The sequence below is a fragment of the Glaciecola sp. MF2-115 genome (genome assembly GCF_047250385.1).
GTDB lineage: Bacteria > Pseudomonadota > Gammaproteobacteria > Enterobacterales > Alteromonadaceae > Glaciecola.
This window is the reverse complement of sequence record NZ_JBLBVM010000048.1, coordinates 1-12757: the sequence shown is the minus strand read 5'-3', so window position 1 is coordinate 12757 and position 12757 is coordinate 1. Positions and strand designations below refer to the sequence as shown.

The window sequence follows — 12757 nt, the reverse complement described above, 5'->3', positions numbered from 1 at the left end:
TTAGGATTGCATGCGCTTCTTGGTGCTTGCTGTTGCAGGCGAATTAGCAGGATCGTCAGGCCAAAAGTGTCGAGGATATCTGCCCTTCATTTCCTTCTGAATTTCTTTGTAACTTCCACGCCAGAAACCAACAAGATCTTCCGTTGTCTGCAATGGTCGCTGAGCGGGTGACAATAATTCACAAGTAATCGGCAAACTACCATTTAACAAGGTTGGATGTTCCTTTAAACCATATAATTCCTGCATGCGAACAGACAGTATCGCTTTACCTTCATCGTTATAATTAATTGACGCATTTCGTCCAGTTGGAATAGCAATGATTTCAGGCAACAAAGTATCGAGTTTCTTCATTTGCTGATAATCCATCTGTTGGCTCAGTAATTGAAAGAATGGTAGGTTTGTAATTGCTTGCCAACTATTCTTATCCTCTAAGAAAGGCAGTAGCCAAGAATCGATATGGTCTAATAGCGCTTGATCAGAAAAGTCTGGAAATTCACCTTCTTGCAAGCTTGAAATCTTAGCCTCATTGATAAGTGTAACTCGCTTAATTAGCTGTAGTGCTCGTTCGTTAAATGGCAGAGATTGAATACCTCTCTTGTGAATTTGTTGCTTCCACACTTCAGCCAAAGCAGCTGAACTAGGCTTTGGTAATGCTTTCTTAGAGAATGGTATGCGAGCAAAATATTGTGACTCAGATGCCGTAATACGTTGTTTACTTTCGTCCCATTGCACAATCTCTCTTAGGTCAAAGAAATCGGGGAAATGCTTCTGCAATAAATGAAAGTCGATGAGTTCCGCATACCGGATTAACGCACTATCGGATTGCTTATCACTTAGTTGCATATTCCCAATTGCTAGCCAACTCTGCTGTTGTCCAGAGGATGAATGTTCAGCAAGATGACGCAATAATTCGTCTTCTGGACGCAGTGTTGCTCCGCTACCATTTGCTAAGCTAAATCTTCCTTCAGCCCGATGTTTAGCAATCCATTGAGGAAATCCGAACGCGAGCACTAGTCCAATATCGTGAAGTGGCCATTCGACTTGGGAGATATTCAATTTACGGTGCCACTGTTTTATCAATAGGCAAATACTGTGATGTTTATTTTTAAGTAGGAAAGTCAATCGCGGCCTTATTTCAACAGTGCCTGATTGCGGCAGCGGATCTTTGCTTTCCAGCAAGGCAGCGAGAGCGCACGCTAGGCTTTGATGCGCTAAGCTCAATTCACGGCTCTTTAGTAACATAATGGCGATATTCGCATTGCCTCCAAGGGCATGAACTTGGCGTCCAAAGTCGGTGATTCTCCTGTCTGAGTCAATCACATCGAGTTTTGTTAGTTTCTCTTCAGCCTGTGACAATTGCGCAGGAATAGGCTGGTCAATTAACGCGAGGTCAGCCATAGGCGCGCCCCAAATCGCGGCCTCTAGTACGAGGTCTGAAACATCTGATTGTAGTATTTCAGGCAACGACTGCTGCGCCAAGCGACCGTGCAATTCTTTTGACCATAAACGATAGCAGGTGCCAGCCATAAGGCGCCCTGCCCGCCCCGCCCTTTGTGTTGCGGATGCCTGTGATATTTTTTGGCTAGTAAGGTGGGTAATGCCTCGGCGTAAATCAAAAATAGCTTTTTTCTCAATACCACTATCTACAACGACTTCAATGCCCTCAATTGTCAAACTCGTTTCTGCGATATTGGTTGCTAACACGATTTTGCGTTTGCCATCTTTGTTCGGCATGAGTGCTTCTTGCTGATGTTGTTTATTGAGGTCGGAAAACAATGGCAAGACAATACAATTTTCAAGCTTTCTCGAAAGCAATTCAGCTGCTTTTCGAATTTCGTATGCACCCGGTAAAAAAACTAGAAAATCCTTCTCATGATGTGGAAATTTTTGTACAACAATATCGCACACTTGTTCGACAATGGAAGCCCGCGAGTTTGAAGCGACATGTTGAATATCAACCGGATAGGATCGGCCCTGTGACTCTAGTAATTTCGCTTCAGGCATGATTTTCGAAATTGCCTCAGCATTTAATGTTGCTGACATAACGAGAATGCGTAAATCATCCCGCAGTGCTTGCTGCACTTCTAAACTCAGCGCTAGTGAAAAATCTGCATGAATACTGCGCTCATGGAATTCATCGAAGATTAGCAGTCCTACACCCGGAAGTTCTGGAGAGGACTGCAACATGCGCATAAGCACCCCTTCAGTAACGATTTCAAGCCGAGTATGTGCACTCGTTTGATTTTCTCCACGAACACGGTAGCCCACCGTCGTTCCGACTGTTTCACCGAGTTGCTCTGACAAGTAATACGCAATATTTCGAGCAGCAATGCGACGTGGTTGAAGCATGATAATTTTGCAGTGCTGAAAAGCCGGTTGCTCTAATAAAAACAATGGCAAGGCCGTTGACTTACCGGCACCCGGCGGAGCAACCACAATAGCGTTACCAAGCGTCAAATGCTGTGCGAGCTCACTGAAAATTTCTTGTACGGGTAGCAAATGAATGTCAGTCCTAATTGATGAGCCGAAGCGACTTCATGGAAGCTGGCTGATGACTATCTAGCAAAGCACAATAGTAGCAAAACCCCGCCTTTGATTCAGTAGAATTCAAATACGAACAAACTAAAATGGTGATTGATTAATAATGACAAAGGAATGTCAGGGTATGCAAAAGCTAGAAAACAAGAAGCGTGACAGAGAATGTCAGTGGTACAGTCGACTACAAAATAATAGGTCTAACTCATTTACTAAGTCAAAAGGGACGACTTTAGTTGAAGTTATGGTTGCCGTTGGCATCCTCGCGATCCTAGGAGGCCTTGGTGTGCCCGGATTGTTGTCAATCATAAGTAAAGCTCGGATTACTGCAGAAACTAATCATATTAATAGTTTAATTCGCTTTGCAAGGTTTACAGCCATTGACCAAGAAGAACCAGCAGTTTTATGCCCTGCAAAAGACTACAGTGTATGTGAAAGCGACTGGAGTTCGCCGAAAATAGTCTTCATAGATAGGAATAACAACAACGAACGAGATCCGCAAGAGCCCATGCTAATGAGCTTGCATGAAACTACAAAAAGCACTGTTGTTTATAGCCGCAATAAACTTATTAGGTTTTATGAAAGCGGTATAACAGCAAGTCCAGCTAGCGTGCGCATTTGTCCAGAATCTCAGGATGAGCATTACGCCCGCCTGTTGACTGTCAGTTTGCAAGGCAAAGTAAAGCTTTCAAGTGACAGGGATGATGATGGTGTTCATGAGAATAACAGTGGCGTGCCCTTAACTTGTTCATAATACTTGCGAACAAATTCTTTCACCTGTCGTCAGTGACGAGGATGAAGTTAACTTGCTTTGCCTTGCATCCAAGCCACTCTATAACTGGGCTATCAAACCCGTTATCGAAAAAATCAACGAAACAGCTTATAGCACTATTACTTTTTAGCAATAATCCAAACCGCGTGAACGACTCCCGGAATGTAGCCTAAAATTGTGAGTAAAATATTAAGGAAGAAATGCTTTGTGAAGCCTACCTGCAAAAAAACTCCTAGTGGCGGTAAGATGATCGATAAAATAACACGTAAAAGGTCCATAAAATCTCCTTTGCTGATTGTTATCAGCATAAAAATAATCTATTCATTTTGAATGATAGGCAAAACGCCGTTCTGGCGCGTTACTTATCTTGTAGGTCTGCAAAGCTTGTACCAACCTGTAAGCTCGCTGGTTTCCTGCAGTTATAGCCTTGTTTTAGTGCTTCAGACGCAAGTTACGAAGTATAGATTGAGTCATATTTTCAGTTCAGTGATATAAACGTGACACACTACTTTGTAAGTTTTACATATTGCAGCTATTTTAAGCTGATTGCTAGCTCGGGCTGATCTTTAAGTTGAGACTCACGTTAAAATATTAATCAAATAACGCAGAGGTTACAGGCCTTACAGATTACAGGGACAGTCCATTCCAGTAGCTGCATATACACAAGCAGCGGCCCGACTCTCGATATTAAAGGTAAGTTCAGCTCCAAGATATTAGAAGGAATGATAAAATCATGAATGGTTACGCAATAAACACCGAAGTAGAGTGGAAATGGGGTCAAGGTAAAGCGCAAGGTAAAGTCACCTCTAGGTTTACCGAGGACGTGACCAAAACAATTAAAGGTAATGAAGTCACGAGAGAGGCTAGCGAGGAAAAACCCGCCTACTTAATTGAGCAAGATGATGGTGATGAAGTGCTTAAGTCACATAGTGAAGTTTCGAAAGTCAGAAAGTAAAAAAAATCTAGGGTGTTGCTGTTGTTAAGCATGCCGTGGGTTTACTCTTAAAATATTTTTAGAGTCTTGGTGGTTTTTGAAAAGAATCAATAAGAGTTAATTAGTTCCTGTACTTTCTCACGTTCACTGAGTACAAATAGCAAGATCAGATCGCCAGCCTTCGCGCGTTCAAATATCTTTCGAGTACCATCCAAAGGATCGTTGGCCAACATAATGTTACTTTCGGTTATACCTGATTTTAGAAGATGATTTTTAACCAAAAGCGATATTTCCTGCAACTCTCGCCCTCTAAGGTATTTCTCAATTTCAGTTAGCATGTAAGTTTTTGGGTTCAATTTACTCACAGCATCAGCTACTTCGCAGATAGCTTGATCCGAGCGATCGCCAGCATGGCTGAACATCACATGCTTAGCATTCGCAGGCATATTTGAAGCCATATCAACTATTGCTTGCATACTATGACGGTTGTGAGCAAAGTCGATGACAACCGTGATGCCATTTACATCGTAAATGTTACCACGACCGGGGTTGTCTTCAGCATTACTCGAAAAACGCATTAAACCTTGACGAATATGTTCATCACTAATGCTCAAGGCTTTCGTTAAGCCGATAACACCCAACGCATTTTGGATATTATGCTTTGCTGTGCCATTCACCGTCATCGGAACATCTGCTACATTTCCCATGCTGATTTGTTGTTCATGGCTGTACGTTAAAATACCATCTTTAACGAACACACAGGGTTCCTTGCGACTCAAAGCCTGCTGGATAAGTGGATGATTGTGGTCTTCGCTAAACCAACAGATAGGCACATTCAGTTTCAGAGACTCTTCCACTAACATCGGATCATCAGCATTCAAGACAAGCGTTCCCTTGCTGAAATCATTCCCTTCGGGAATAGCTTTGGAAACCATCGTTTTAACCGTGGCGATTTCTTCCACCGTGTTAATTCCATATTGCCCTAAATGGTCACTGGCGACATTGGTTACCAAAGCAACATTGGCATACTGGACAGGCAAACCTCTTCTCAACAAGCCGCCTCTAGCTACCTCCAAGAACGCCATTTCCGTGCGTGTATCCCGAAGTAACATTCTTGCTCCTCCAGGGCCAGAATAATCGCCTTCATCAATTATGCTGTCACCTACTTTGATAAAATCTGTAGAAGTAACACCCGCATTGAATGAGGCTGCTTTTGCAATTTCCGCAGCTAACCGAACACTCGTCGATTTGCCATTTGTACCGGTAACCAAAGCAAGAGGAATTGAGTCATACTGCTGCCAGTCGACTGTTGCTGGCTCTGGGAATTTATCAATTGCCCAAGTTTTAGACTTCAGGCCCATCCCTAGGCTAATTTCATCATCATCAACCAAGCACACAACTTTGTGTGATCTAGCTTCCTCCATGAATGCCAGCAATCTTGGATTTCGTTCTTCTATGATTGTTTCTTTTAAAGCCGCTAGCCGAGGTAACATGTAGACACTGGGAGATCGCTCAACCCGCAGCGACAATTCGGCCACGCAAAGATCCCATGCAAGTTCTGCTAAATCACAAGCACTATAAAGTAAGTCCATAGGAGCAGATATTGAAAAACTAGCCCCTCCCTCAAATATCCTTGCATAAGAATTGGACGGCCAAGCATAATCGCTACCCAAAGAAACTTGGCAGTGATAAAGGTGTTTCTTCCAGCATTCTAGGACGAGTTCGGGTGCAACATCAGTAAAAAATACATCAATAATAGCGCCGGGCTCATCAGACAATAAGTTAGGTCCTGTTAATCTTCTAACATCATCAAGTTCAAATGACATACTGCTTCCTTGTTATTTCTTTTTACTTGAGTACATTAATCAGACTCTTCATCACGCTCTACCACAATGTGCACACCACGTTCGTCTTGTACAATGCGCGTCCCTTCTTGTAATTCAAATTTGTGTTCTACTGGTTGATATAGTTTTTCAGGGAAATCTCGTGAAGGTGCATCTTTCTTCGTAACTTTCTTCTCAGAAACATTATTAAAGTGCACAATCTGTTTCCAGCAACGGGTAATGTTGTCGCCTAAAATAATTAGCAAATCACCAGGTTCACAGCTCGCTAGGCCCGCTTCAATTGCATCAACTTCGCTTGGGATTGTTTGAATGTCACTGGCTGATACACCATTTTCCTCAAGCGTCTTTTTAAGCAACATCGGTACTTCGTCATGTCCACGACCTCGACGATCGTCATCCGCTTTACACACAAATGTATCGAAGGTAGAAGACACAATTTTGGCTGCTTCAAGTATATCTTCATCGCGTCTATCGCCAGGCATTGCGATAACAAGTCTGCGTCTGCCTTTTACTTCTAAACGGCCAGCCAAGTCTGTAATAGTTTGAATTGCCGCTGGGTTGTGCGCGTAATCAAGAATGACTTTGAATGGGTGTTCATCGAAGATATTAAGACGGCCAGGTGCTTGATAGAAGGACGTATTGAAGATCCTCAAGCCTTGGCGAATATTCTCTAAAGATGTATCAAAGCTGTATGCCATTGCGGTTGCAAACATTGCATTTTGCACGTTGTGCATCGCTTTACCTTCAATCGTTGCAGGTATTAAATGCGTCCATAACAATGGAATGTGAGCGCCTTTGTCATAGATTGTGATCATGTCGCCGTTAATGCCTTTTTCGAGCACAACAGCCATACCGCCTTGGCGAATATGCTCACGTACAAGTCCATGTCCAGAGTCGACCGTGACATAGCATATTTGTTTCGCTTGGCAGAATTCGGCCATTTGTAAGCAGTGAATGTCATCAGCATTCAGAACGACGCAATCTTGTGCGACCTCCACTACAACACGCTTAATTTGTGCCAATTGTTCTAATGTATCAATACCTCGTTGTCCTAAATGGTCAGCCGAGATATTCAAGCACGCACCTACATTACATGTGCTGTAACCTAAACCGCGTTTGACAATACCGCCACGCGCCGTTTCCATAATAGCGAAATCAACACTTGGATCGCGTAATACTATTTGTGCGGAAGTTGGCCCTGTCATATCACCTTTTACAGTGAGATGGCCATCAATATAAACACCATCTGTAGAGGTCATACCCGTAGTAAAACCAGCGCTTTTCATTATGCTGGCTAACATACGTGAGGTAGTCGTTTTTCCATTTGTTCCGGTAATGCCTGCCACCGGAATTCGGGCATTGCTTCCAGCTGGGAACAGCATATCCATCACTTTTCCGGCTACATCTCTTGGCTTACCTTCACTCGGTGCTACATGCATTCTGAAACCAGGTGCCGCATTGCATTCGCAAATACCACCGCCGATTTCTTTATATGACTTACTAATATCGTCCGTTAGAAAATCCACACCGCCAATGTCTAGTCCTATTGCCCGAATGGCACGAACTGCCATATCTCGGTTATCTGGATGTACGATATCTGTTACATCGATTGCTGTGCCACCTGTTGATAGGTTTGCGGTGGAGCGAAGGAAGAATCTTTGGTCTTTTTCAAGCACTGTATCTTTGCTATAACCCGCCTCTTCCATAAGTCGTAAGGCTTGAGTATCCAGTTCTAGCTTTGTCAGCACTTTTTCATGGCCTACACCACGGCGTGGATCTTGATTCACTACATCAACAAGCTGTTCAATAGTGTGAATGCCATCACCGATAACGTGCCCAGGCACTCGCTTAGCAACCGCAACAAGCTCATTGTTAACCACTAACATGCGATGGTCATAGCCAGTGATGAAGCTTTCAACTAAGACAGCTCTGCTCGTGCCATGCTTTTGCGCTTCACCGAAGGCCGCCGCAACTTCTTCGTCTGTCGTCAAATTAATACTAACGCCACGACCGTGGTTTGCGTTCAGCGGTTTTAATACTACTGGAAAACCGATACGCTGAGCCGCTCGAACCGCCTGCCTTTCACTGTAAATCATTAACTGTTGGGGAACAGGTAAACCTAAATCATTAAGTAAATTATGGGTATCTTCTTTGTCGCAAGAAATCTCAACGGCAATATGTTTGGTTTCACTCGTAATTGTGGCTTGAATACGTTGCTGATATTTACCTTGGCCAAACTGAACCAAGCTATAGTTATTTAAGCGTAACCAAGGAATGTCACGTGCTTCCGCCGCGGCTACCAAAGAACCCGTGCTTGGTCCAAATTCTTTACGCTGCGCCATTTTGATGAAATCAGTTAATTCTTCAGCGAAGTTAAAATCGTCTTCGATATTTGCATTAATGGCAGTTTGTACTTCGCTTGGCATTAGGTGCGTTAATAGCTTTAAGCCTAATGCGCCGGCCTCAAGCCCAACATCTCGTTGATGATATTGATAAACAACGTAGTAACAGCCCTTGTCTTTTAGGCTTCTGGTGCGACCGAATGAAACTGAAGATCCTGCTAAGTTTTGCAGCTCGATTGCGACATGTTCCCAAATATGACCAATCCAAGTGCCCTCGTCTTCTTTTAGACGTCTTAAAAAGCCACCTTCTTCTCCATAGGAACAACCATGTTGTTGCAAAGATGGAAGAGCTGCGACGAGACCATCAATAAAACCTTCCCCTAATTTTACTGAAGGCCAATTCTCTAACTCACCAATATCTATTTGATAACAGATAACTGGGAAATTAGCGTAGACATTTGGCCCAACGTAAACATTTTTACTTAGAATTTTCATGATGACAGTTCCCTTCCTGTAACTCTTTTTATTACTTAACGATAGCTATGAACCAAGCTGTTTCTTGTGTGCCCAAGCTTTAAGGATTGGCTCATCAAATAAATTGGATGATAAGGTCAAGTTAAGTGCGATTACTACGTATCTAAAGTACATAAAAAAGGCAGCTTAAGCTACCTTTTGAAGAGAATTTATTTTGATCTCTTATACACCCGAACGAGTTAAGAGAATTTGTGTATCTTGATGATTAGCTTACATAAGCTTTTCGGTTCGAAATATCGAATCTACCGCCCGCAGCTAAGATATGTAACTTAACATTCAGCAAGGTTAAGGCATCGCCCGTTCTGGCTTCCGCCATTGACGAATATTCGATGTCGCTTGGGTCAACAACGGTAATTGCTCCGCTACCAACAACCGTAAAAACGTTGTCGTGATCGATGAATGCAGCGGTGTCTTCATCCAAACCGATACCAATCAAAAACGGGTTATAACTAACAGCTGAGAGTAGGCGAGCTAAACGATTTCTTTGGTTGAAATGTTGATCAACCACAATCGTATTTATCAAGCCCATACCCGGCGCTAAATTTACGCCATCTTCGGTTGGAACAATTCCAGTGCTACCACCAGTGATCATGTGTTGTGACACAATTGCAGCACCAGCAGAAGTGCCCGCATAGTTAACACCTTGGGCGTTTAACTGACGGATCGTTTTTGCAATAGGTGTGCCGCCTAAGATAGTCGATAACCGTAGTTGGTTTCCGCCGGTAACAAAAATACCGGTGCTTTTTTCTAAGGTTTTCACATAGTCAGGGTTTTGCGCATCGCTGCGCTCAGTAATAGGTAAAGAATAAGTTTTCTTAACCCCTATTTCTTCAAATATCTTTTGATAACGCGAACCCGTATCGTCCAGCTGTGACGCTGTTGGAATAACAGTGATCACCGCATCTTTACCACCGCTAAGCTCGACAAATTTGGCTAAAATTTCAGGGTTATCTATTTTTTCTTCTGCACCACCAATAGGAATTACATATCCTCTTTGGGTGCCATCTATAGTTGGAGAGGGCATAATATTTACTCGAAAGTGCCTTTTTTGATTTGTTGTTTATGTTTAACATGCCAATGACCCATGGCCATCACGTGCTCAATCCGATTTTGTTTGTTCAAAATGATGATATCGGCATCAACACCTTTTTGTATTCGACCTTTATGATGAAAATTCATCAGTTGCGCAACATTCTTAGTAAAAAAGGGTAAGAAGGTTTCTATCGCTTGGCCGTCATCAATGAGTTCATAAAAGATATCAGTCATCGATTGCGATTCAGCAAAATCCATTTTTTTCAGACTACCGTTAGCATGGAAATCGGGTAAACATCCGCCACCATCCGAGCTAATCGTTAATTTATCTTGTGGCAAATCTTGCTGCATATAACGCAGCAATGCTTCGCCGGGCTCATAACCAACATCACCCGTTTCAAACGCAGTGACATCCACCCAACAACCTCTTTTTGCAAGCTCACAGGCCTCTTCAAATAAAAAGCGTTGGCGATTGATATGCGTTGGGTTGTAAGTTCGAGGTGGTATTTCCGCAGTCTCAAGCGCTTCTCTAATCAAGCTTAAGCCACGTTCACCATCACCTAAGTGCAAATGAAGCATTCCGGCTTTGCCCGTCATTAAACGCGCAACATGAGCCTCTGAGGCAATCTTTAACAGTTCATTCAAAGTAGGTTGGCTTGAGCGATGATCGCTAATAGCCAATTCGCCCACACCGATGACAGGTTCAATAAAAACGATATCAGACTTAACCGAGCCGGTTAGAGTAGTTGGAGGTAAATGATAACCGCCAGTGTAGCAATAAGCCGAGAAACCTTCTTCACGCAATGCATAAACTTGCGCAACAAGAGATTCAGTACTGCGAGTTAAATCATCAGTACCTAACAAGCCAACAGCAGTCGTTACACCTGCTCGTGTAAACTTACTTAAAGGAACGGGGGGAACGCGAGTTGAAAAGCCAGCTTCGCCACCACCACCTGTAATGTGAGTATGACCATCGATAAAGCCAGGCATGACCACACAACCTTGGGCATCAACAATTTCATACTCAAGATTTAGCTCAGGTAATGTATCACCGATGTAAACGATTTTGTTTTCCGCAATAAGGATATGCTGCAAGCCTAAGTGTTCAGGCGCATATACGTCAGCATTCTTAATTATAGTGATCAAAACCGAAACGCTCTTTTCATAAGTTTATATAATGCGCTAATTCTATCGCTTGAGGGCCAAAACACATAACCCTTTTTACACTATTTATATTTAGGGCGATTAGAAAAGCGCTTATTGCCTACTTAGTACGCAATAAGCGCCAAACCGCAGAATAATCAAACAGAAACACGATGCTTAATGGTTGGCTACTGTATAACAGGTAACCAGCTACCCATTGTGACAGCAAAAGTGCCCAACATGAAGTAAACGGTGATAGCTGCAAGACTGCCAGTCACTGCATAAATAAAAACACTATTATTCGAATTGCTAGCCCGTCTATATAGTTCGTAAAAGACTATCGGGAACACGTAGCATATAACGCTTATGGCAAGCACCGTAGGACCAGTAAAAGTTTGGAAGTCGATACCAACGGGCCCGAATAATACTAAGAAGCCAAACAGAATAATGCGAAAATAAAGCACACCATTCGCCACAATGAAGAGGCGCGTCGCCCAGATCTGATGCACAGCAATGTTACGCGCTCTGGCATAAGCAAAGGCCAAGAAGCCACAGATGATAGTAACCACACCGTTGAAGGTCGTAAGTGAGTGCATCGTCAAATTGCCAACCGTTCCGCGAGTCCAGATCATGTATATCCCCACGAATGAAATAGTCAGCGCAAGGAAGACATACAGGCGACCATTGATTCGATGAAAACGAAGATATTTATTACGGATGCGCGGAATCAATTGCAAAGGCCCGCCCGCAATCATCACAATAGCGAGCAATACATGCATCCCAAAAGCAATATTCCCAAGCGTGTCACCGGCAATGAAAGCGCCTCCAGAATTTCCATTCCACTTGGCGAGATCACCACTAATTGAAGGCATCGCATAAGCAGCTATCAAGTAAAGGATAAACAGCATTTGGCACAAAACCAACACGCTTAACCAAGCTTTGCCGCTCCAGCTCAATACACGCTGTGCGGTTTTAATTTTTGATTTGTTATCTGCTCCCATTATGTCAGCGGAGTCGACTGTGAGTTTCGTTGTACTTTCCATAAAAATCCCAAGTGCCTAGTACGATCCATCGATTGGACATGTAGAAGGCGTTTAATTTAATAATCAAATACACGTTAGCAGAAGCTTAGGCTTAAAAAAGGAAAGTGACACGAATACTTACAATTGGAAGATTAAAGTTACATATGAATTTAGAGATTTTGTTTATTGAAGACAAATGCCAACGCATGGCGTGTTTGAACTCAGGTTAATTGCATTATGCATATCGTTAAATTGTTCAGTGATATTATTCTGAAAAGTACTGTTTTTAAGCTTTCTAGTTGGTTTGGGAGGTTCCCAATCAAGTTGGGAATGACGTGTCTTCGTAGTGATATTATTCTGAAAAGTGCTGTTTTTAAGTTTTCTAGTTGGTTTGGGAGGTTCCCAATCAAGTTGGGAATGACGTGTCTTCGTAGTGCTATTATTCTGAAAGGTGCTGCTTTTAAGCTTTCTAGTTGGTTTGTGAGGTTCCCAATCAAGTTGGGAATGACGTATCTTCGTAGTGATATTATTCTGAAAAATGCTGTTTTTAAGCTTTCTAGTTGGTTTGTGAGGTTCCCAATCAAGTTGGGAATGACGTT

The 12757-nt window shown here is 42.8% G+C and carries 10 protein-coding genes; 2 read left to right on the top strand and 8 right to left on the bottom strand.

Annotation, left to right across the window (positions count from 1 at the left end; genetic code table 11):
• Positions 1 to 2499 carry an ATP-dependent helicase HrpB gene (hrpB, locus tag ACKLNX_RS07695; RefSeq protein WP_412971887.1) on the bottom strand — a complete coding sequence of 833 codons (2499 nt, stop codon included), beginning with the start codon at positions 2497 to 2499 and terminating at the stop codon, positions 1 to 3.
• 166 nt (positions 2500 to 2665) lie between these two features.
• Here hrpB and ACKLNX_RS07690 point away from each other — a divergent pair, with 166 nt between their 5' ends.
• Positions 2666 to 3289 (top strand): GspH/FimT family pseudopilin, encoded by a 624-nt coding sequence (locus tag ACKLNX_RS07690; protein WP_412971886.1) that lies wholly within the window; start codon positions 2666 to 2668, stop codon positions 3287 to 3289.
• A gap of 137 nt (positions 3290 to 3426) precedes the next feature.
• Here the strand turns inward: ACKLNX_RS07690 and ACKLNX_RS07685 are convergent, their stop codons facing one another.
• Positions 3427 to 3585, bottom strand: coding sequence for a YqaE/Pmp3 family membrane protein (locus ACKLNX_RS07685; protein WP_412971885.1), 159 nt, complete (start codon positions 3583 to 3585; stop codon positions 3427 to 3429).
• A gap of 455 nt (positions 3586 to 4040) precedes the next feature.
• On the opposite strand from ACKLNX_RS07685, the gene ACKLNX_RS07680 reads away from it, so the two are divergent.
• A complete protein-coding gene (locus tag ACKLNX_RS07680) occupies positions 4041 to 4262 on the top strand; it encodes a DUF2945 domain-containing protein (RefSeq protein ID WP_412971884.1) in 222 nt (73 codons plus the stop codon).
• 86 nt (positions 4263 to 4348) lie between these two features.
• Here the strand turns inward: ACKLNX_RS07680 and ACKLNX_RS07675 are convergent, their stop codons facing one another.
• From ACKLNX_RS07675 to ACKLNX_RS07650, 6 genes are all read right to left on the bottom strand, one after another.
• Entirely contained in the window at positions 4349 to 6067 is a 1719-nt protein-coding gene (locus tag ACKLNX_RS07675) for a Mur ligase family protein (RefSeq protein ID WP_411695691.1), read from the bottom strand.
• A 35-nt stretch (positions 6068 to 6102) separates the two neighbouring features.
• Complete coding sequence (gene cphA, locus ACKLNX_RS07670; protein ID WP_412971883.1) at positions 6103 to 8922, bottom strand: cyanophycin synthetase; 2820 nt, start codon at positions 8920 to 8922, stop codon at positions 6103 to 6105.
• A gap of 244 nt (positions 8923 to 9166) precedes the next feature.
• Positions 9167 to 9985, bottom strand: a complete 819-nt coding sequence (locus ACKLNX_RS07665; RefSeq protein ID WP_411695693.1) for a cyanophycinase — start codon at positions 9983 to 9985, stop codon at positions 9167 to 9169.
• Positions 9986 to 9990: 5 nt separating this feature from the next.
• The gene (iadA, locus tag ACKLNX_RS07660; RefSeq protein WP_412971882.1) at positions 9991 to 11139 is read right to left on the bottom strand and encodes a beta-aspartyl-peptidase; all 1149 of its coding nucleotides are present in this window, start codon (positions 11137 to 11139) and stop codon (positions 9991 to 9993) included.
• A gap of 185 nt (positions 11140 to 11324) precedes the next feature.
• Positions 11325 to 12179, bottom strand: coding sequence for a DUF2306 domain-containing protein (locus ACKLNX_RS07655; RefSeq protein WP_412971881.1), 855 nt, complete (start codon positions 12177 to 12179; stop codon positions 11325 to 11327).
• 162 nt (positions 12180 to 12341) lie between these two features.
• Positions 12342 to 12757: hypothetical protein (locus ACKLNX_RS07650; RefSeq protein WP_412971880.1), on the bottom strand; the 416-nt coding region annotated here is incomplete at its 5' end.

Excerpts from the sequence above, each read along its gene's own strand:
- ACKLNX_RS07690 (WP_412971886.1), top strand. The coding sequence starts at position 2,666 with ATGCAAAAGCTAGAAAACAAGAAGCGTGACAGAGAATGTCAGTGGTAC.
- ACKLNX_RS07685 (WP_412971885.1), bottom strand. The coding sequence starts at position 3,585 with ATGGACCTTTTACGTGTTATTTTATCGATCATCTTACCGCCACTAGGA.
- ACKLNX_RS07680 (WP_412971884.1), top strand. The coding sequence starts at position 4,041 with ATGAATGGTTACGCAATAAACACCGAAGTAGAGTGGAAATGGGGTCAA.
- ACKLNX_RS07675 (WP_411695691.1), bottom strand. The coding sequence starts at position 6,067 with ATGTCATTTGAACTTGATGATGTTAGAAGATTAACAGGACCTAACTTA.
- cphA (WP_412971883.1), bottom strand. The coding sequence starts at position 8,922 with ATGAAAATTCTAAGTAAAAATGTTTACGTTGGGCCAAATGTCTACGCT.
- ACKLNX_RS07665 (WP_411695693.1), bottom strand. The coding sequence starts at position 9,985 with ATGCCCTCTCCAACTATAGATGGCACCCAAAGAGGATATGTAATTCCT.
- ACKLNX_RS07655 (WP_412971881.1), bottom strand. The coding sequence starts at position 12,179 with ATGGAAAGTACAACGAAACTCACAGTCGACTCCGCTGACATAATGGGA.